The organism is Brevibacillus sp. NPDC058079, from assembly GCF_042885155.1.
GTDB lineage: Bacteria > Bacillota > Bacilli > Brevibacillales > Brevibacillaceae > Brevibacillus.
Genome location: NZ_JBHVSO010000001.1, coordinates 390603 through 409125 on the forward strand (window position 1 = coordinate 390603; position 18523 = coordinate 409125).

At 47.1% G+C, this 18523-nt stretch carries 25 protein-coding genes and 1 tRNA gene; 25 read left to right on the forward strand and 1 reads right to left on the reverse strand.

The features are described 5' to 3' along the window. The first annotated feature begins 13 nt into the window (after positions 1–13). The 3 genes from plsY (at position 14) to ACFVS2_RS02045 (ending at position 2027) form a co-directional block, all read left to right on the forward strand. Positions 14–616 (forward strand): glycerol-3-phosphate 1-O-acyltransferase PlsY, encoded by a 603-nt coding sequence (gene plsY, locus ACFVS2_RS02035; RefSeq protein ID WP_390230343.1) that lies wholly within the window; start codon positions 14–16, stop codon positions 614–616. Positions 617–629: 13 nt separating this feature from the next. After that, positions 630–1682, forward strand: coding sequence for an NAD(P)H-dependent glycerol-3-phosphate dehydrogenase (locus tag ACFVS2_RS02040; protein ID WP_217367558.1), 1053 nt, complete (start codon positions 630–632; stop codon positions 1680–1682). Between the two features lie 78 nt (positions 1683–1760). Further along, on the forward strand, positions 1761–2027 hold the full coding sequence (locus ACFVS2_RS02045; RefSeq protein ID WP_007716506.1) for a stage VI sporulation protein F: 267 nt from the start codon (positions 1761–1763) through the stop codon (positions 2025–2027). 120 nt (positions 2028–2147) lie between these two features. Here ACFVS2_RS02045 and ACFVS2_RS02050 read toward each other — a convergent pair whose 3' ends face one another. Then, entirely contained in the window at positions 2148–2633 is a 486-nt protein-coding gene (locus ACFVS2_RS02050) for a hypothetical protein (protein ID WP_390230347.1), read from the reverse strand. A gap of 158 nt (positions 2634–2791) precedes the next feature. On the opposite strand from ACFVS2_RS02050, the gene ACFVS2_RS02055 reads away from it, so the two are divergent. The 22 genes from ACFVS2_RS02055 to aroB all read left to right on the forward strand — a co-directional run bounded on the left by ACFVS2_RS02055 (position 2792) and on the right by aroB (position 18522). Next, complete coding sequence (locus tag ACFVS2_RS02055; protein WP_390232362.1) at positions 2792–2956, forward strand: DUF2768 family protein; 165 nt, start codon at positions 2792–2794, stop codon at positions 2954–2956. A 12-nt stretch (positions 2957–2968) separates the two neighbouring features. Then, positions 2969–3265 carry a 2Fe-2S iron-sulfur cluster-binding protein gene (locus tag ACFVS2_RS02060; protein WP_173617940.1) on the forward strand — a complete coding sequence of 99 codons (297 nt, stop codon included), beginning with the start codon at positions 2969–2971 and terminating at the stop codon, positions 3263–3265. A gap of 16 nt (positions 3266–3281) precedes the next feature. Next, entirely contained in the window at positions 3282–3629 is a 348-nt protein-coding gene (locus ACFVS2_RS02065; protein WP_390230351.1) for a 2Fe-2S iron-sulfur cluster-binding protein, read from the forward strand. Between the two features lie 16 nt (positions 3630–3645). Next, on the forward strand, positions 3646–4374 hold the full coding sequence (locus tag ACFVS2_RS02070) for a hypothetical protein (RefSeq protein WP_390230354.1): 729 nt from the start codon (positions 3646–3648) through the stop codon (positions 4372–4374). Positions 4375–4555: 181 nt separating this feature from the next. Next, on the forward strand, positions 4556–6034 hold the full coding sequence (gene spoIVA / locus ACFVS2_RS02075; RefSeq protein ID WP_106837772.1) for a stage IV sporulation protein A: 1479 nt from the start codon (positions 4556–4558) through the stop codon (positions 6032–6034). 237 nt (positions 6035–6271) lie between these two features. Then, positions 6272–6544 (forward strand): HU family DNA-binding protein, encoded by a 273-nt coding sequence (locus ACFVS2_RS02080; protein WP_005831316.1) that lies wholly within the window; start codon positions 6272–6274, stop codon positions 6542–6544. Between the two features lie 236 nt (positions 6545–6780). Continuing rightward, positions 6781–7344 carry a GTP cyclohydrolase I FolE gene (folE, locus tag ACFVS2_RS02085; RefSeq protein ID WP_173617937.1) on the forward strand — a complete coding sequence of 188 codons (564 nt, stop codon included), beginning with the start codon at positions 6781–6783 and terminating at the stop codon, positions 7342–7344. A 66-nt stretch (positions 7345–7410) separates the two neighbouring features. Continuing rightward, positions 7411–7487, forward strand: a tRNA-Pro gene (locus ACFVS2_RS02090). A 111-nt stretch (positions 7488–7598) separates the two neighbouring features. Next, positions 7599–8309: a lytic transglycosylase domain-containing protein gene (locus ACFVS2_RS02095; protein WP_173617936.1), complete on the forward strand. Its 711-nt coding sequence runs from the start codon at positions 7599–7601 to the stop codon at positions 8307–8309. 37 nt (positions 8310–8346) lie between these two features. Continuing rightward, positions 8347–8577, forward strand: a complete 231-nt coding sequence (mtrB, locus tag ACFVS2_RS02100; RefSeq protein ID WP_007716531.1) for a trp RNA-binding attenuation protein MtrB — start codon at positions 8347–8349, stop codon at positions 8575–8577. 76 nt (positions 8578–8653) lie between these two features. Then, on the forward strand, positions 8654–9169 hold the full coding sequence (locus ACFVS2_RS02105; RefSeq protein ID WP_390230361.1) for a hypothetical protein: 516 nt from the start codon (positions 8654–8656) through the stop codon (positions 9167–9169). 125 nt (positions 9170–9294) lie between these two features. Beyond that, the gene (locus tag ACFVS2_RS02110; protein WP_390230364.1) at positions 9295–10131 is read left to right on the forward strand and encodes a heptaprenyl diphosphate synthase component 1; all 837 of its coding nucleotides are present in this window, start codon (positions 9295–9297) and stop codon (positions 10129–10131) included. A 4-nt stretch (positions 10132–10135) separates the two neighbouring features. Then, positions 10136–10855, forward strand: a complete 720-nt coding sequence (locus ACFVS2_RS02115) for a demethylmenaquinone methyltransferase (RefSeq protein ID WP_048032635.1) — start codon at positions 10136–10138, stop codon at positions 10853–10855. A gap of 77 nt (positions 10856–10932) precedes the next feature. Next, the gene (locus ACFVS2_RS02120; RefSeq protein ID WP_390230368.1) at positions 10933–11802 is read left to right on the forward strand and encodes a UbiA-like polyprenyltransferase; all 870 of its coding nucleotides are present in this window, start codon (positions 10933–10935) and stop codon (positions 11800–11802) included. Then, positions 11799–12395, forward strand: a complete 597-nt coding sequence (locus ACFVS2_RS02125; RefSeq protein WP_007716550.1) for a UbiX family flavin prenyltransferase — start codon at positions 11799–11801, stop codon at positions 12393–12395. Before ACFVS2_RS02120 ends, ACFVS2_RS02125 begins: the two co-directional genes overlap by 4 nt. 4 nt (positions 12396–12399) lie before the next feature. After that, positions 12400–13263: a menaquinone biosynthesis protein gene (locus ACFVS2_RS02130; RefSeq protein ID WP_390230372.1), complete on the forward strand. Its 864-nt coding sequence runs from the start codon at positions 12400–12402 to the stop codon at positions 13261–13263. 9 nt (positions 13264–13272) lie between these two features. After that, positions 13273–14238 carry a polyprenyl synthetase family protein gene (locus ACFVS2_RS02135; protein ID WP_173617931.1) on the forward strand — a complete coding sequence of 322 codons (966 nt, stop codon included), beginning with the start codon at positions 13273–13275 and terminating at the stop codon, positions 14236–14238. A gap of 104 nt (positions 14239–14342) precedes the next feature. Beyond that, on the forward strand, positions 14343–14786 hold the full coding sequence (ndk, locus tag ACFVS2_RS02140; RefSeq protein WP_007716560.1) for a nucleoside-diphosphate kinase: 444 nt from the start codon (positions 14343–14345) through the stop codon (positions 14784–14786). Positions 14787–14914: 128 nt separating this feature from the next. Further along, a complete protein-coding gene (locus ACFVS2_RS02145; protein WP_390230376.1) occupies positions 14915–15688 on the forward strand; it encodes a CheR family methyltransferase in 774 nt (257 codons plus the stop codon). 76 nt (positions 15689–15764) lie between these two features. Then, positions 15765–15923, forward strand: a complete 159-nt coding sequence (locus ACFVS2_RS02150) for a hypothetical protein (protein WP_007716564.1) — start codon at positions 15765–15767, stop codon at positions 15921–15923. A gap of 335 nt (positions 15924–16258) precedes the next feature. Then, on the forward strand, positions 16259–17422 hold the full coding sequence (gene aroC, locus ACFVS2_RS02155) for a chorismate synthase (protein ID WP_173617929.1): 1164 nt from the start codon (positions 16259–16261) through the stop codon (positions 17420–17422). Then, entirely contained in the window at positions 17422–18522 is a 1101-nt protein-coding gene (aroB, locus tag ACFVS2_RS02160) for a 3-dehydroquinate synthase (protein WP_390230380.1), read from the forward strand. The genes aroC and aroB overlap by 1 nt, the downstream gene beginning before the upstream one ends. The last annotated feature ends 1 nt before the right edge of the window (position 18523 follow it).

Consider the following 18523-nt stretch of genomic DNA (forward strand, 5'->3'; position numbering starts at 1 on the left):
AGAGAAAAACGCCATGGTGTTATTATCCTGGGTGCTTAGCTATTTAATCGGTTCTATTAGCTTTAGCTATCTTATCGCCAAAAAAGTCGCAGGAATTGACATACGTTCTCATGGCAGCGGAAATGCCGGTGCAACTAATACCCTCCGGGTGTTAGGAAAAGGCCCCGGCATTGCCGTTCTCCTTCTTGATGCAGTAAAAGGAATAGCTGCGATGGGACTGACTCACCTGATGACAGGGGACCCGGCAGCGTATGCAGTGGCAGGCTTGTTTGTTATCGCTGGTCACAATTGGCCGATCTTTTTTGGATTCCGCGGAGGGAAAGGCATTGCGACCACACTAGGTGTCGTGTTAGGTTTTTCTCCCTTGGCATTTTTGATCGCTGCCGTGTTGGCTGTCTTAGTCATTGCAATCACTCGCTTTGTTTCATTAGGATCATTGGTTATCGTAACGGTTATTCCATTTACCCTGTACTTGTTGGACAAACCTGTTTCCTTTATTTGGGCGAGCATGGCGATCGCAATCTTTGCTTACATTCGTCATTATAATAATATCCGCAATCTTCTTTCAGGAAACGAACGGAGACTAGGAGATAAGTCCAACCGGAAGCTGGGATAATGTACGAACGGACATGAGAAAAGTGGAGGGGGACGTATTGATTCAAAATGTTACGGTGATTGGGGCCGGAAGCTGGGGAACGGCACTTGCTACAGTCTTGGCAGACAACGGGCATCAGGTTACGCTTTGGGTACGGGATACCAAGCTGGCAGAAGAAATAAACAGCAAACATGTGAATGAAAAGTACCTGCCGGGAGAAACGCTTTCAGCAAACATTGTGGCGACAACCAACATTCAAGAGGCGGTAATTGGCAAACGTATTGTTCTTCTCGTTGTTCCTTCCCATGCCATGCGCCAAATTTGTCAGCAAGTGGCGCCGTACTTAGAGCCGGATGTACTTTTGATTCATGCGACAAAAGGCTTTGAACTGGAAAGTCTGAAGCGAATGTCAGAAGTCATTGCGGAAGAGGTGCCAGGCGAGATTGCGTCCAGATTGGCTGTGCTGTCAGGACCGAGCCATGCCGAGGAAGTAGTCAAACGGCAACCAACGACAATTGTGATGGCGTCTGAATCGGAAGAAAGCATGCTGCGATCTCAGGATTTGCTGATGAATACGAATTTTCGTGTGTATACAAACCCAGATTTGATTGGCGCTGAGATCGCCGGAGCGTTGAAGAACATCATTGCACTTGGTGCAGGGATGTCTGATGGCTTAGGATATGGAGACAACGCTAAGGCAGCACTGTTGACCCGTGGCTTGGCGGAAATTAGCCGTCTGGGTATTAAGCTCGGTGCTAAGCCGCTTACGTTTTCTGGTCTGGCTGGTGTTGGCGATTTGATTGCCACATGTACGAGTAAACACAGCCGAAACTGGCGTGCAGGCTATTTGCTCGGACAAGGAAAAAAACTCGATGACGTACTGGCGCAGATGGGTATGGTCGTCGAAGGCGTTCGCACGACAAATGCAGCCTTTTCCTTATCGCAACGTGAGCAAGTGGAAATGCCAATCACTTCTGTTCTGTATGGTATGCTGTTTGAAGGAAAAGAAGCTCGTCAAGGCGTGGAAGAACTGATGGGGCGTGGAAAAACCTTTGAAATGGCGTACCTCAATCCCGAAGCGGAATAATGCATGAATGAAGTATCACCGATTTAGGCTTCTGCACATACGATAGGGTGAAAGCCCATGTGCAGGAGGAGATACTAAATGAATAATATGTCGAAACGACTTTTTGAGCGCTTGCAAGGGAAAGCAACGGAAAATGTCGATGAAGAAAAGCTTCGCTCACTAGCCGGTCAAGTCAAGCGCAGTGACTTTGAAGACGAGACCAAGCTGCGTCAAATCATTCGCACGCTCGCTACGCTTAGTGGCAAGCAATTGACTCCTGAAAAGGAAGATAAGGTCATTGAAATGTTTCGCAATCAGGAAATCAATCTGGGTGACATGTCCACCTTGACCAAGCTGCTCAAATAAGAGAAATGGGCGATTATGCCCGTTACCTGCAACAAAAACCGTCATACAGTAAGACTAGGAACAATCATGGCTCTACAGGGACATGGCTGACCTACAGATTGCAAGAAAAAAAGAGGGATCTTATCCCTCTTTTTTTCGTTCCTTGGAGGAGCTGCTTACCTGTGTAATCAGGTTCTGGACCAAAGGGGATTGCAGGAGACCCAGTAATTGCCCGATATCTATATTGGCCAAAAGGTTGCCTAAGCCTGATTCCTGCGGTGGTGTTTCAGCTGCCTTTTGTGGTTCTGGAGCAGCTTTGCGTTTGCCTGTAGCAGCAGCAGGCTTTTCGGCAACGACCTCAGGCTCAGGCGTGCGTTTTCCGAGGTTCTCCATCATCTCCATCGCCCCGTACAACGAATCCATCGTGTCTTCTACCTGCCGAATCGTGCTGCCGATCCCTTTGATGTTATGGCGCATTTTTGTAACAGAGGTGCGCAAATCAACTGTGGGCAGGATTTTTTTTGGTGAAAGGGAAAGGGAGACATTTTCGACTTGGTCGCTTAATTTTTTGCTGGGTATAGGCGCGTATGGATTCCGCCATTTTCGATTATTTACTTTATTACTCAACGTTTCATCCCTCCTATGGGCGAATTCATCACGATAGTCTATGCGAATGTCTAGTTTTAGGTTCGCAAGCGTCAGACGAAGAGGGGGATTTATGGTATAATAAAGCAAAAAATGCAAAGGATGCTGCAGTCCCGATGTATATTGATCCTATGACAAAGATGAACATTTCCTTAATCGCCATTGGGCTCATGTTCGTCTGCAATTTAGTTATGATCTTTGCCAGAAAAATAACCAATGGGTTTTTGCGGTTCCTTGTGAAGACCTTCGCATTCTTACTATTACTCGTCGTGCTTATCATGATTTTGATTGTGATTTTTGTCTAGGGAGGTTTATCGATGTCAACGATCACACTACTTACTCGTGCAGGCAGTCATGAAGTCTCGATCGAGTTGAATCAATCCATTGTTGCTCTTGCAAAAAAGAACAACATTGTGTGGGGCCATGCATGCCAAAGAGGGGTATGTGCACAATGTCGTACACATGTTGTGGAAGGGGCAGAGCACTTAAACGAAGTGACACCAGAAGAAAAACTGCGATTGCGCAAGGCTGAACGCGCAGAAGGCTACAGATTAGGCTGCCAGACGAAGATTGTTTCATCAGGAACAGTCAAGGTAGCTCATCGGCCGTACTAGTAAAGGAAGTGACAATATGGGGAAAGTAACCTTTCTCCCGAGCAAGAAGAGTGTGAAGGCGCGGACAGGGCAAACCTTGGTCAGTGTAGCTTCGTCAGCTCGCGTCGTAATCCCGCAGAGATGCGGTGGACACGCATCTTGTCTGATGTGCCGCGTGATCGTTGAGAATGGCCTGCTATGCCCGCCAACGGCGCTGGAAAAGCGCAAGCTGCCTGAAAAGGATCTGGCGAATGGGATTCGTTTGGCTTGTCAGGCAAAAACGACGGAAAAGGATTGTACGGTCAGGATTCCAGAAAGTAAGCTGAAATCAGTGGTAGCGGCTGCACTCGAGCGACAACGCAATGAAAATGAAGATGGAATGTAAGAGGTGTATACATAAGATGTGGCAATCGTGGCGAAAATCGTTCAAGCTTGTGATCAGCTTGACGATTCTGTCTTCCCTTTTATCTGGATGCTTGTATCCGGATGAGCGCAGAGCAGAGAATCAAATTCCTAGTACCTTTTTTGTAGAAGCAACACAAAAAGCGATTGAGCAATTCCAAAAAGACACAGCAGTGTTGCCAATCGTAACGAAACCCCTCGATACTCCTATTTTTGAAAAATACGAGATTGATTTCCGCAAGATGATCCCTAAATACATGCCGGATGTACCTGGGAACGCATTTGAAAAAGGCGGCGTATACAAGTACGTGCTGATTGACGTGGATACAAAGCCGACAGTGAAGCTCATTCATTTGACCGCTGTCAGTACAGTAGCGGATGTACAGAGCGAAGTAGACCGTTACAAGGGACATTTCGAAAAGCTGCCTGTACTCGCTGATCTGGGGAATGGATACTATTCCATCGATCATGAGCGGCTCGGGTTAAAAGCATGGCAGGTGCCGTCCACGATGGGGACTTACTTATTGCCACTGGTCATGAATGCTGAAGGACAAGTCGGGATTGATTATGCTACGGATATCGCGCAATTGCTTCGGGATACAAAAGTAACCGTGCCGGCAAAAACAGACCCGAGATACGTGCTGGCGCGTAATTCCATGTTCGTGCCCGCGAAATCGTTTCCCTATGAAATGGTCGATGGTGAACCGAAGCTTCTCAAACTAAATTAACATTACGGAAAACGACTCTGATCAGGGTCGTTTTTTTTTGTTCTAGTTAACGCAAAAATACATATATTTGTACTGTCCACAAAACTAGTACGAGATTCCCTACGAAAATACTGGCGGTCAGGGATAATTCGGAAAATCGGTCATAGTGTAAAAATAGACAAATAGAAGGAGGTCATCGATGGTGGAACGAGTCGACATCTTTAAAGACATTGCCGAACGGACGGGCGGAGACATCTACCTCGGAGTGGTAGGCCCTGTTCGTACGGGAAAGTCGACCTTTATCAAGCGGTTTATGGAGCAAGTTGTCATCCCGAATATCAACTCGGAAGCGGAGCGGATACGAGCGACAGACGAGTTGCCGCAGAGCGCATCAGGACGAACAATCATGACAACCGAACCCAAATTTGTTCCGAATCAGGCTGTTAACGTACATGTAACAGAAGGACTCAGCATCAATGTCCGCCTCGTTGACTGCGTTGGCTATACGGTGCAAGGGGCAAAGGGTTTTGAAGACGACAATGGCCCAAGAATGGTAAATACCCCTTGGTATGAAGAGCCTGTACCGTTTGAGGAAGCGGCCGAAGTCGGGACACGCAAGGTTATCCAGGAACACTCAACCATCGGGATCGTTGTGACAACGGATGGCAGCATCGCGGAAATACCGCGTGTAGGATACATCGATGCAGAGGAGCGAGTTGTAAACGAGCTGAAGGAAGTCGGAAAACCGTTCGTGATCGTTGTAAACTCAACGCGTCCGCGCTCCGACGAAGCACAAAACCTTCGTGTGCAGCTCCAGGAAAAATACGATGTACCAGTCGTGGCCTTGTCGGTTGATCATATGACAGAGCAGGAAATCTTGCTCCTTATGAGAGAAGTCCTGTTTGAATTCCCAGTTCATGAAGTAAATGTCAATCTGCCGAGCTGGGTAATGGTGCTGGAAAACGGGCACTGGCTACGTCAGAACTACGAGGAAGCTGTACGTGAGACCGTGCAGGACATCCGCCGGTTACGCGATGTGGACCGTGTCGTCGGCTTCTTCAATGACTATGACTTCGTAGAGAAAGCCTCCCTTGCTGGTATGCATATGGGGCAAGGAATCGCGGAGATTGACCTCTACGCGCCAGATGAGCTGTATGACCGCATCTTGATGGAAATTGTCGGTGTAGAGATAAATGGCAAGGATCACTTGCTGAAAATCATGCAGGAATTCGCACATGCCAAGCGCGAGTTTGATCAAGTAGCGGAAGCATTGCATATGGTCCGAAGTACGGGCTACGGTATAGCAGCCCCGTCGTTGCATGAAATGACCTTGGACGAACCTGAACTAATCCGCCAGGGACCGCGCTTTGGAGTCAGACTCAAAGCAACAGCACCGTCTATTCACATGATTCGGGTGGATGTTGAGTCTGAATTCGCTCCGATTATCGGAACAGAGAAGCAAAGTGAGGAACTTGTCCGCTATCTGATGCAAGATTTTGACAAAGACCCGCTTTCTATCTGGAACTCCGATATTTTTGGACGCTCGCTCCATTCCATCGTAAGAGAGGGTATTCAGGGAAAAATTACCATGATGCCAGACAACGCCAGATACAAATTACAGGAAACATTGGGTCGAATCATCAACGAGGGATCGGGTGGCCTGATAGCGATCATACTCTAATAAATAGTTCCAAAGTCCTAAAAACAACAAATGTAGGGAAGGCATCTGATATGACGAGATGCCTTTTTTTCTTGTATTTCGTTCAATTTCGACAGGAGGGGCTTGAATTTAAGAAATCGGTGTATTACTATAAGCTTGTCAGATCGGTAAAAACAACCATTCGTGTATAAAACGCTTCGTTTCGGTTAAGAAAAATAATAGCTAGGACTTGGTGTTCTTTGAGGGGAGGTGAATAAAATGAACAAAACAGAACTGATTGCAAAAGTGGCTGAAACCACAGAACTCACCAAGAAAGATGCAACAAAAGCAGTTGATGCAGTTCTTGACGCAATTGCAGATGCATTGAAAACTGGTGATAAAGTCCAACTGATCGGCTTTGGTAACTTCGAAGTTCGTGAACGTGCGGCTCGTAAAGGTCGTAACCCACAAACTGGTGAAGAGATCGAAATCGCTTCCAGCAAAGTACCTGCGTTTAAACCAGGTAAACAACTCAAAGACTCCATCAAGTAGTTGTTTCTTTTGAGAACGAAGCACTTACATAAAAAAATCCACATTGATAAAATGTGGGTTTTTTTCTGTGTACATACAGTTTGCCTATGAAAATTCTGGTATATCTTTTTGTCTTTTTTTAAACGATATGGTAAGATTGGCTTTGATCGCGAGCAGGCAATAAGTCTGGCACTGATTTGGAGCAGGCAGACCTTAGTGATGAGAAACAAGGCGTATGCCGTTACGTAGGAGGTACAATGATGAACGTCGACTTAGATAAAATACAGCAAGCTGTTCGCATGATCCTAGAGGCAGTGGGGGATGATCCTAATCGTGAAGGAGTGCTGGATACCCCTAAGCGAGTTGCGAAAATGTACGCTGAAGTATTTGAGGGCATGCATATAGACGAAGAGCAGTATTTCGAGACTGTCTTTAGTGAAGATCATGAGGAAATGGTTCTAGTGAAGGACATTCCGTTTTACTCCATGTGTGAGCATCACTTGGTTCCCTTCTTCGGCAAAGCGCATGTCGCTTACGTACCTCGTGGAGGCCGTGTAGTAGGACTGAGCAAGCTGGCGCGTGCGGTTGACACCGTAGCAAAACGTCCGCAGTTGCAAGAACGAATTACCGCAACAGTAGCTGACGCGATTATGCGCAAGCTCGATCCACATGGCGTGGTCGTGGTTTTAGAAGCAGAGCATATGTGCATGACGATGCGTGGTGTGAAAAAGCCAGGCTCGAAAACGATCACTTCTGCTGTTCGTGGGATGTTTGAGAAAGATGCGGCAGCCCGTGCAGAAGTATTTAGCTTGATTCGCTAAGAATTCAAAAATAAGGAAATTATATTGACTCTATAGGTAAAATATTGTATAGTACGGATGTACAGTCGGGATGTGGCGCAGCCCGGTAGCGCGCACCCTTGGGGTGGGTGAGGTCCAGGGTTCGAATCCCTGCATTCCGACCATCTACATATAACGATCAGAAGCCTTGAGCAAAGGCTTCTTTTTTATGTAAAATGACTACTCTCCCAAGTAGTACCATTTTGCTATTGGCTTCCTGATCTTTCTTTTTTATAATGATAGGTAGACAAGCTAGGGAAGGGTTGTTCAATGCTATGAAGGTGCCTGTATCACTTCAACCATATTTGCAAACATTGCCGCAAAACTATGACGCCTCTTCGCTTTCGTATGGAGACGAAGGGCTCTTCTCGGACATCCTGCAGTCCCAGTTAGCAACAACCGGTCAGCGGGTTATCAGTTCGCAGGAGATTTTAGCCAAGTTAGACGGTTCTAGGAACTGGAAGATTCCTACCCATATTCAAAATGAGCAGTCCCTGTCTTTTGCAAAAGGGCCATCTGTTCCTACCCCGGAAATCTTGGGCAAGATTGATCAGACAGCGAAAGCGATGGGAGTGGACGCTGATCTGGTGAGAGAGGTCGTCAGGGCCGAATCCAATTTTAATCCGAATGTAGAATCTCACGCAGGGGCGAAGGGCTTGATGCAGCTGATGGACAATACGGCAAAAGCCATGCAAGTCCGCAATGTATACGACCCTGATGAAAACCTTGAAGGTGGAACAAAATATTTGAAGTCACTTTTGGATCGTTATGATGGAGATGTGAAAGTAGCACTTGCTGCTTACAATGCTGGTCCAGGTCGGATGAGTCGTCTGGGAATCAGCAGTGATGACGAACTAGAAGCGAAGTTTGACCAATTGCCGCAAGAGACACAGCGCTATGTAGACAAGATCATGAGCCGACTGGAGTCAGAAGGGGCATCATACTAGACGTACGCGCATATCGTATTGGTCAGGAGGAAACATAGTGGCACAACCATCTGGATTTAATCAGGATTATTTCGTAGTCAAAGCGAAGGAAAATGGCGTTCATGTGATCGGATTAACAAGAGGTACTGATACGCGTTTTCATCATACAGAGAAGCTTGATAAAGGCGAAGTTATGATTTTTCAATTTACGGAGCACACCTCTGCGATTAAGGTGCGAGGAAAAGCAGTGATTTACTCGCAGCATGGCGTCGTGGATACGACCGAATAAAGAGCAAGTCGTTTTGCTAAGAAGCAGGCATAGCCTGCTTTTTTTGTTTGTACAATGGAGGAGAGGAGGGATGTCTATGCCGCGCCAATTGTTGATGGCGATTGCTGTTTCCACTTTCTTGGCTCTGATGCTGTCGCTCGTTCCCACAAATCAGTGGATGCAAGCGGATATACCGACATTTCAGTCGGCTCGTGCCATTCACTTAAGCGAGCAAAATGCCCTTGATTTGTTTACAAGGATGTCGACACATTATAATATTAAGCGTATAAAATGGGAAAACCCATCGATCTATGTCGATTTTGTGGTGAAACCTGCCGAAAAAGTAGAGTTAAACACCGTCTATCAAGATTTTTACCGTTTGACATACGACTTGCGTACCTATGCAGAGAATGTCGGGCCCGTGTACTATCGCTTGTTGGAAGAGACGGATCCACCAAAAGAATCGAGATTATTGATTGCCATACAATCGACAACTGGAAATCTCGAAGGACATGACAAACCTTTGACCGACCCTTCGGATATCCAGTCCTTTGTAATCAGTACATTTCCCATTCGAATCGAGCCGTATTTTTATGAGCGAATTAGTCCCTGATGGAAGAAGTATGGTATGATAGTAGAGACGGCCTTTTGACCGGACGGCAGAGGAAGACCGAAGAGTAAGGAACAGTACGGAACAGGCAGACATCTTTAGGTTGTGCAGCTTGTGGAGGAGGACGCATGAGCAAAGAACTTTCCCCGAATGTAGAAGAGGTTCGGTCCATTATCGAACAAATCTACAAGAGAATCACCCATTCCTATGTAGAACATTATGTTGACGTTCCTTCCATGGCGGAAAATCGTCTAGAGCTGTTGTACCTTTTTTTGCTGGAACAAGGTATACCGAAGGAAAAGGCTTCGGTTTTATGCACAGCAACAGGACTTGTCCAATTGGGACTGGACACGCATGAGCTCGTGAAAAATGAGTACGACTCCTCACAGAGCGCGGAGCGAAACCGACAGCTGACCGTACTTGCGGGTGATTATTACAGCAGTCGTTATTATCACCTTCTGGCTTCAACGGGTGAAATCCAAGCCATTCAAGTGTTGTCGGCAGCCATTCAGCGAGTGAACGAAGCGAAAATGAGACTCTACATCGCTGGGCGAGATAGCAAGGTTTTATCAGATGAAGAGTACTGGGAACTGCGAAATACGATTGATACGGGCTTATACGTGGCTGTTGTAGAAGAGTATGCCGATTCAGCTGATCGCCGTCGTTTCTGGAGCGATCTGATGAAGGAAACAGCCAAGGTAGAGAGTGTGATTGGAGAGTGGGAGCAGCTCAAATGGCAAGAACAAGTTCCTTTTGGTTTTGCCCGTTTTTTGCTGCAAAAACCTGGGGCTACACTCGCGCAAGTTTTGTCAGGCGTTGAGGGGAAAGCCATTGAATTAATCGGTTTATGTGAGCAAATGGTACGTACGCTACATCCTGCAGAGACGCGGAACATGCTTGCATCTATTACGGCACGGTACTCCCATCGGATCAGTCGCTTGAAGAAGGTAATTGAGGAGATGTAGCCAAGTGAACCAGACACAGATGAATGAGAAAGCAGAGTACGTTCACTCCGTTTTCGAGAGCATTGCAAACGATTACGACAAAATGAATAATGTAATCAGCTTTGGCAGTCATATTGCTTGGCGTAATTACACGATGAAGCAGATGAATATCCAGCCAGGGCATACGGCGTTGGATGTTGCTTGTGGTACAGCAGACTGGACCATTGCATTAGCCAAGGCTGTTGGAAAAGAAGGCAGTGTTGTTGGCCTTGATTTCAGCCAAAATATGCTGGATGTAGGGGCATATAAAGTGGCGAACGCAGGTGTTGGCAACAACGTAAAGCTAGTGAATGCAGATGCAATGAATCTGCCTTATGAGGATAATACATTCGACTTCGTCACAATCGGGTTTGCCTTGCGCAATGTACCGGATGTTCAGCAGGTCTTGAATGAAATGGCGCGTGTTGTGAAGCCGGGCGGTAAAGTCGTTTCTCTAGAAGTGTCCAAGCCCCCATTCATTCCGTACCGGAAGCTATTTTACTTATATTTCTACAAAATCTTGCCATTTATCGCGAAGCTGACAGTCAACAAGTACGAAGAGTATGCATGGCTGCCACAATCCCTGACCAATTTCCCTGACAGTCGCGAGCTGGCAAGCATGTTTCAGAAAGCAGGCTTGGACCCGGTTCAGGTCAAATTGTTTATGGGCGGCGTATCAGCCTTGCATATGGGCACAAAGCCATAGGTTGACATATGCGATGGCGCCAAACGCGTATATGGGGAGTAAACCGGTATTTCTTCACTAGATAGGAAGTGTCATAGATGGGTCTACGTAAATTGAAAGTCATCTTGGAAATGATTAAATTCGAGCACTCCCTTTTTGCCTTGCCTTTTGCTTTTATGGGAGCTGTTTTGGGAAGTATTGTGGTAGAGAATGCATGGCCTACATGGTCGGAAATTTTTTGGGTGACGGTAGCGATGGTGGGCGCTCGCAGTGCAGCGATGTCCTTAAACCGTGTCATCGACCGGGTGATTGATGCGAGAAATCCTCGTACGGTCACACGAGCGATTCCTGCTGGCCTCATTTCGATTGTGGAAGTCATTTTGTTTATCGTGGTGTCCTTTGCGGTGTTATTCATTGCTGCATACCAGTTAAATGATTTGGCTGTGAAATTGTTGCCGCTCGCTGTGTTTGTTCTTGTGCTTTATTCCTATACAAAACGCTTTACTTGGCTATGCCACTTTGTTCTCGGGGTTGCCATCGGGTTTGGACCGTTGGGTGGCTGGGTAGCGACAACGGGTCAAGTAGATGGCATCGGCCTTCTATTGTTTGCCTCCGTTATGTTCTGGACAGCAGGATTTGATATCATTTATGCGTGCCAGGACGCCGATTTTGACCGGAAAGAAGGCCTTTATTCCATGCCGAGCCGCTTCGGAATTGCCAATGCACTTCTGATTGCCCGCGTATGCCACGTTCTTACTTTCGTTGGTCTGATGTCGTTGTATGTAGTCGCAGACTTGTCTATTTGGTTCTTGGTAGGTGTGCTCATTTCTGGTGCGATTTTGATCTATGAACACACGCTGGTGAAGCCTACAGACCTGTCCAAGCTGGATATGGCATTCTTCAATATGAACGGCATCTTGAGTGTCGTGATGTTTACCTTTACGATGATTGATTTGGTGATTGCATGAACAAGCAAAAGTGGGCTGTCGGGATAACGGGTGCAAGTGGTGCTATCTATGGTGTTCGAGTCGTCCAGGAGCTTTTACGTGCTGGACATATCGTTCACTTGATGATTACAGAAGCAGGCTGGCAAGTGTTTCGTGATGAACTGGATTGGCACACGGATGACAGAGAAGCTCTATTGCAGGAGAAGCTGCAACTAGACTTTTCGGGTGAGCTACATTATTGGGGACTGCGAGATTTCAATTGTCCCGCAGCCAGTGGTTCCTATCGCTGTGACGGTATGATCGTAGTACCGTGCTCGATGGGGACTGTTTCTGGCATCGCGCATGGCGCATCAGGTAATTTGCTGGAGCGCGTTGCTGATGTCATGATCAAGGAAGGTCGGCGCTTGGTCATCGTTCCGAGAGAGACGCCGCTCAATGCGATTCAGCTCGAGAACATGCTCAAATTAAGCCGTCTGGGAGTAAAGATTCTGCCTGCTATGCCAGGCTACTATCAGAAACCGCAAACCATGGATGATCTGATTAATTTTGTGGTAGGGAAAACTTTGGATGCAATTGATGTACCACATTCGCTGTTCCGGCGTTGGGGGGAATAAACGCATGCAAAAGTCTTTGCGTGTTGGACAAATTTTGTATACCAATGTATTGCCGGTTTACTTCTATTTTGATCAGGCGAAATTCGAAGACCGAATCGAATTCATCCGCCAAGTTCCTGCCCAGTTAAACACTGCAATGGCGAATGGCGAGATTGACTTGGGTCCGATTTCTTCGTTTAGCTATGCAGAGCATGCCTCCGAATACGTGGCATTGGCAGATCTGTCTGTCAGTGCCAAAGGGAGAGTAGGCTCCCTTTTCTTGTTCAGCAAAAAGCCGATTGAACAATTAAACGGTGCCAAAATAGCCTTGACCAACACATCGGCTACCACAGTGAACCTCTTAAAGATCATTCTCCATAAGTTTTACGATTATGAGATTTCCTACGTTACACAGGAACCCATTTTGCAAGAAATGCTGGAGGATGCTGACGCAGCGCTCTTGATCGGGGATGACGCCATTTCGGCTGAGCGAACGGCCAAAGACCTGCATGTCTATGACTTAGGAGAGCTGTGGCATCAATTTACGGGCTATTCCATGACCTTTGCCATTTGGGCTCTTCGTCGAGCAGTTATTGCCGATCATCATGATTTGATCGCGGACGTCCATGCCTCTTTTTTAGAGAGCAAAAGGAAAACAAGAGCGAATACAGCCCCATTGATTGACTACGTTCACACACATTTCGGTGGAGAGAAAGAGCAATGGATCCACTATTTCCAAGGATTACAGCACGATTTCGGTGACGTTCAGCGGATTGGACTGGAGTACTATTACCGATGCGCAGCGGAGCTGGGACTTCTATCGGCACCTGCAACCGTCGATCTGTGGCAGGCTGGCGGCCGACAGACCAATACTACGTTGACGAGATAGGTGGAACGGATGAATCTAGTCGATATTTACTTCAAGATGAAAAAAGATGTCCAATACATAGAAGATGAACTGGAAAAAGCAATTGATACACCGGTTCGAGAGCTGTATCTATCTTCGACTCACTTACTCAAGGCAGGAGGAAAGCGGATTCGTCCCGTTTTTGTTTTGCTTGGCGGTAAGTGGGGCAATTACGATGTCAAAAAGCTAAAGCATGTGGCCGTTCCTCTAGAACTAATCCACATGGCTTCCCTGGTGCATGATGATGTAATTGATGATGCGGATAAGCGTCGCGGGAAAGACACCGTTCGGATGAAGTGGGATAACAAAGTAGCCATGTACGCCGGCGACTATATTTTTGCACGGGCATTGGCCATTGCCTCCCAGCTCCCGATCCCGCAATTGCACCAAATTCTCTCGAATGCAATCGTCGAGGTTTGCAAGGGAGAGATCGAGCAAGTAAAGGATTTGAATAACTGGGACCAAAACTTCCGTACGTATTTGCGCAGAATCAAACGAAAAACTGCGCTTTTAATTGCCATTAGCTGTCAATTAGGAGCAGTGGCAAGCGGAGCGTCAGATGATATGATTCGCAAAATGTACTGGTACGGCTACAATGTGGGGATGGCTTTTCAAATTACTGACGACATTTTGGACTTTACAGGGACTGAGAAGCAGTTAGGGAAGCCTGCTGGAAGTGATTTGGTGCATGGAAACATTACGTTGCCTGCGCTTTATTCGGCTCATCATGGAAAAGCACGTGCGCAATTCCAGGAATGGATCGCGCAAAATACGTTCTGGGATCATACGGATGAAGCGGTTCGTATGGTGCGAGAAGATGAGGGCATAGCTTTTTCGCAGCGCCTCGCTGAACGCTATATCACCCGTGCGCATGCTATTCTCGCAGATTTACCTAATAACCAAGCTAAGACATCTTTGACAGGTATCGCCAATTATATTATCGATCGCAAATTTTAATGATATTTTGACGGTCTACCTGTTGCTTGACCACTCTAGTTTTGATAAACTTTTCAATGGTGTCCTATGCACCAATACATAGCTCTAATGGAGGCATACTTACAATGGAAAAAACATTCCTGATGGTAAAACCAGATGGCGTACAACGCAACCTGATCGGGGAAATCGTATCCCGTTTTGAGAAAAAAGGCTACCAACTCGTAGGTGCTAAGCTGATGACAGTAAGCCGCGAACTGGCTGAAGAACACTATGCAGAGCACAAAGAGCGCCCTTTCTTCGGTGAACTGGTAGACTTCATCACTTCTGGACCAGTATTCGCTATGGTATGGCAAGGTAACAACGTAATCACAACTGCTCGCGCTATGATGGGCAAAACAAACCCAGTTGACGCTGCTTCCGGTACGATCCGTGGCGACTTCGCTACTTCCGTTGGCATGAACATCATCCACGGCTCTGACTCTCCTGAGAGCGCTGAGCGTGAAATCGGCCTGTGGTTCTCCGCTGAAGAAGTTCTCTCCTTCGAGAAAACAATCCAACGCTGGATCTAAGACTGATCGAGAAGACCCCATTTATTGGGGTTTTCTTTTTTTTGTCAAAATCTTTGTCAAAACAGATAGGATAATGACGAAATATAGCGAATGAAATTAGGGAGTTTGCAAAGGGGGTACGATTCAGCATGGAAGATAAGGACTTTCTCCAATTTATTGCTAGTGTGAAGAAAATGACTGGAATTGATCTTGCCCTCTACAAGGAAGCACAGATGAAGCGCCGTCTAACCTCGTTGAGACAAAAGCGGGGGTACAACACATTTGCCCAGTATTTCGATGCCATCGCGAAAGACAAGGAGCTTTTCTATGAGTTCCTCGATAGGATGACCATCAACGTATCGGAATTTTTCCGCAACCCAGGCCGGTGGGAGGTTCTCGAGAATAAAATTTTGCCGCGTTTGGCGAAGCAATCGCCGCGGGTGAAATGCTGGAGTGCGGCATGCTCGACAGGGGAGGAGCCGTACACACTCTCACTGATTTTGCTACGCAAGAAGATGGATGCGACCGTGCTCGCTTCCGATATTGATGAGGGAGCACTAGCAAAAGCAAAGCAAGGGGTATACACGGACCGATCCCTGCAAGATTGCCCGAAAGACCTCGTAACGAAGTGTTTTGAAAAAGATACACTCAGCTATCGCATCACGGATGAAGTGAAGAGAAAAGTGACGTTCAAAAAACATAATTTATTGGCGGACTCATTTGATTCTCAATTTGATTTGATTATTTGCCGGAACGTGATGATTTACTTTACCGAGGAAGCAAAGCATGAGCTGTATCATAAGTTTAGCCGGGCACTGAAACCTGGCGGGGTACTCTTTGTAGGCAGTACGGAACAAATTTTTCAGCCGCAACAATACCAATTGGAGACAGAGGATACGTTCTTCTATCGAAAAATGGGTTGATTCATGTTGGCCTTGGTATATCTCTGCTGTTTTTTCCCAAGACTAGGAATACCTACTTTGCAAGAGGAGGCAGCAGATGGATAAACACAAGGTCATCGAAGCATACCGTCGAGGGCTGATCACGCTGCAGGAATGTGGTCAGATTTTAGGGGCGGAGAGGACACAACTAGATGATTTGATACGCGTGGATCACACTCGCAAACCGCTGAGCCCCAATCCTTTTTTCAACGTGTAGGAATATATAAACGCTTCGTTTATATATTCCGGAACGCATGGAAACTTTCCTCTAAAACGCGGTCGCTCCTCCGTGAGCTATCAACGATAGAGGTTTCCTTAACGTGTAGGTATGTCAATCCTGATTCATTCGCGATAGCGTAAAGAGAGCGCTTCTCCTAATACGGAGGGGCGTTTTCCTGTAAGAAGAAAAGGTTTTTCGCAGACGTTTCCCACTTTTGTATTTCCACGGCGTACTAGGTATGATATTATAGCGCTTAAAAGTGATAAAGGACAGCACCCCGAAAAGAGAACCTTAAGGGGAACGGCTGCCTGGAGGATGGAGGAAGGATAGAGATGCGTTACTTGACAGCAGGGGAATCCCACGGGCCGCAATTAACAGCTATCATCGAGGGCGTACCGAGCAACTTGCCGATTTCCATTGAGGAAATTAATGAGCAGTTGGCACGTCGTCAGAAAGGCCATGGCCGCGGCAGAAGAATGCAGATTGAGAAGGATCAGGTGAAAATTCTTTCTGGTGTCCGTCATGGATATACAACCGGAGCTCCTATCACACTGGTCGTTGAAAATAATGATTGGACGCATTGGCAAGGAATCATGAGTGCTGAACCTGTAGAGGAAGGCACTGAAGAAAAGCGTCGTGTTTCACGTCCACGCCCTGGACATGCTGATTTAAACGGGGCTATTAAGTATCATCAACGCGATATGCGCAATATTCTGGAACGCTCCAGCGCTCGTGAGACTACAGTCCGCGTAGCTGTTGGTGCAGTAGCTCGCCAATTGCTGGCTCAATTTGGTATCCGTATTGGCGGACAGGTACTCCAGATCAATGAGATCGTGGCGAAGCGTCAAGAAGTAAGTCTGGACGAACTGATTGCGCGCACCGAAGAATCACCAGTACGCTGCTTGGATAAAGAAGCAGAGCCACTGATGATGGCGGCGATTGACAAAGCAAAAGAAGACGGGGATTCCCTCGGTGGTACCGTAGAAGTTATCGTTGAAGGCGTGCCGATTGGTTTGGGTAGCCATGTGCAATGGGACCGCAAGCTGGATGGACGACTTGCACAAGCGATTATGAGCATTCAGGCTTTCAAAGGTGTCGAAATCGGCATTGGATTCGAGGCATCCGGTCTGAAAGGCTCACAAGTTCATGACGAGATTCTTTGGAACGAAGAAACCGGCTACAGCCGTAAAACGAATCGTGCAGGTGGACTCGAAGGCGGAATGACGACAGGAATGCCTGTAGTTGTTCGCGGTGTCATGAAGCCGATCCCTACCTTGTACAAACCGTTGATGAGTGTGGATATCGACTCGAGAGAGCCATTCTCAGCGAGCATTGAGCGTTCTGACAGTTGTGCTGTTCCAGCGGCAAGTGTGGTCGCGGAGGCTGTTGTAGCATGGGAGATCGCGAGTGCAATGTGCGAAAAATTCCCTTCTGATTCTCTTGACGATATGGCAGAAAACGTAAGTCAATACCGTGCGTACACGGAGAAATTCTAATGAGTGTAGAGAAGCTGACTGTTGAGCTGGGCGAGCGTTCCTACGAGATTGTGATAGGCGACGGTCTTTTGCACGATGCAGCAGCGTTGCTAGTAGAGGCAGGAATTGCTTCTACTAGCAAGCTGATGATTGTCACAGATGAGAATGTAGCCGTTCATTACTTAGAGCCTTTGCTCGATGTTTTGCGGCAGCATGGTTATCAGGCCCACTCAGCTGTCATCGCTGCAGGAGAACAATCGAAGAGCCTGGCTGTCTACGAACGATTGATGACGGAAGCAATTGATGCAGGACTGGACAGGAAGTCTGCTGTATTGGCTCTCGGTGGTGGAGTCGTCGGAGACTTGGCTGGATTTGTGGCTGCTACGTACATGCGTGGCGTTGATTTTGTTCAAATGCCGACTACCTTGCTCGCACATGATAGCTCAGTTGGTGGAAAAGTAGCGATCAATCATCCGCTCGGAAAAAATCTCATAGGTGCTTTCCATCAGCCCAAAGTTGTCATTTATGACACGAAAGCATTGCATAGCTTACCGAAGCGTGAAGTCGCAGCAGGTTTTGCAGAGGTTGTTAAGCATGGACTTATCGCCGACGCTGCCTTTGTCGATTGGCTGGAAGACAACGCGGATAAGCTATGGCAGCTCGATTCTGAATTATTAGGGAAAGCCATTGAAAAAGGTTGCGCAGTCAAAGCGGCTATTGTTTCTCAAGACGAGACAGAGCAAGGGCAGCGTGCATTGCTTAATTTGGGTCATACGTTTGGTCATGCGTTTGAAGCGCTGTCTGCTTACTCCACCCTGAATCATGGGGAAGCCATCTCAATTGGGATGTGTTTGGCTGCCAAGGTAGCGGAACGAATTGGTTTTGCCGAGACAGATGTATACAATCGCACGAAACGGATGCTGGAATTGTTCCACCTGCCAACGGCTTGGCCGGGCAATCTCTCGCCAGAAGCTGTGCTGGAAGCCATGAAACGAGACAAAAAGACGGTAGGCGGAAAGCTGGCCTTGGTGTTGCCTAGGGCAATCGGGCAGGTTGAAATCGTCAAAAATATAGAAGAAGAACTCATACTGGGAATCATGAGAGAAGAAGTGGAGGGATAAG

Excerpts from the sequence above, each read along its gene's own strand:
- plsY (WP_390230343.1), top strand. The coding sequence starts at position 14 with ATGGTGTTATTATCCTGGGTGCTTAGCTATTTAATCGGTTCTATTAGC.
- ACFVS2_RS02040 (WP_217367558.1), top strand. The coding sequence starts at position 630 with ATGAGAAAAGTGGAGGGGGACGTATTGATTCAAAATGTTACGGTGATT.
- ACFVS2_RS02045 (WP_007716506.1), top strand. The coding sequence starts at position 1,761 with ATGAATAATATGTCGAAACGACTTTTTGAGCGCTTGCAAGGGAAAGCA.
- ACFVS2_RS02055 (WP_390232362.1), top strand. The coding sequence starts at position 2,792 with ATGAACATTTCCTTAATCGCCATTGGGCTCATGTTCGTCTGCAATTTA.
- ACFVS2_RS02060 (WP_173617940.1), top strand. The coding sequence starts at position 2,969 with ATGTCAACGATCACACTACTTACTCGTGCAGGCAGTCATGAAGTCTCG.
- ACFVS2_RS02065 (WP_390230351.1), top strand. The coding sequence starts at position 3,282 with ATGGGGAAAGTAACCTTTCTCCCGAGCAAGAAGAGTGTGAAGGCGCGG.
- ACFVS2_RS02070 (WP_390230354.1), top strand. The coding sequence starts at position 3,646 with ATGTGGCAATCGTGGCGAAAATCGTTCAAGCTTGTGATCAGCTTGACG.
- ACFVS2_RS02080 (WP_005831316.1), top strand. The coding sequence starts at position 6,272 with ATGAACAAAACAGAACTGATTGCAAAAGTGGCTGAAACCACAGAACTC.
- folE (WP_173617937.1), top strand. The coding sequence starts at position 6,781 with ATGATGAACGTCGACTTAGATAAAATACAGCAAGCTGTTCGCATGATC.
- ACFVS2_RS02095 (WP_173617936.1), top strand. The coding sequence starts at position 7,599 with ATGATAGGTAGACAAGCTAGGGAAGGGTTGTTCAATGCTATGAAGGTG.
- ACFVS2_RS02105 (WP_390230361.1), top strand. The coding sequence starts at position 8,654 with ATGCCGCGCCAATTGTTGATGGCGATTGCTGTTTCCACTTTCTTGGCT.
- ACFVS2_RS02110 (WP_390230364.1), top strand. The coding sequence starts at position 9,295 with ATGAGCAAAGAACTTTCCCCGAATGTAGAAGAGGTTCGGTCCATTATC.
- ACFVS2_RS02120 (WP_390230368.1), top strand. The coding sequence starts at position 10,933 with ATGGGTCTACGTAAATTGAAAGTCATCTTGGAAATGATTAAATTCGAG.
- ACFVS2_RS02125 (WP_007716550.1), top strand. The coding sequence starts at position 11,799 with ATGAACAAGCAAAAGTGGGCTGTCGGGATAACGGGTGCAAGTGGTGCT.
- ACFVS2_RS02130 (WP_390230372.1), top strand. The coding sequence starts at position 12,400 with ATGCAAAAGTCTTTGCGTGTTGGACAAATTTTGTATACCAATGTATTG.
- ACFVS2_RS02135 (WP_173617931.1), top strand. The coding sequence starts at position 13,273 with ATGAATCTAGTCGATATTTACTTCAAGATGAAAAAAGATGTCCAATAC.
- ndk (WP_007716560.1), top strand. The coding sequence starts at position 14,343 with ATGGAAAAAACATTCCTGATGGTAAAACCAGATGGCGTACAACGCAAC.
- ACFVS2_RS02145 (WP_390230376.1), top strand. The coding sequence starts at position 14,915 with ATGGAAGATAAGGACTTTCTCCAATTTATTGCTAGTGTGAAGAAAATG.
- ACFVS2_RS02150 (WP_007716564.1), top strand. The coding sequence starts at position 15,765 with ATGGATAAACACAAGGTCATCGAAGCATACCGTCGAGGGCTGATCACG.
- aroC (WP_173617929.1), top strand. The coding sequence starts at position 16,259 with ATGCGTTACTTGACAGCAGGGGAATCCCACGGGCCGCAATTAACAGCT.
- aroB (WP_390230380.1), top strand. The coding sequence starts at position 17,422 with ATGAGTGTAGAGAAGCTGACTGTTGAGCTGGGCGAGCGTTCCTACGAG.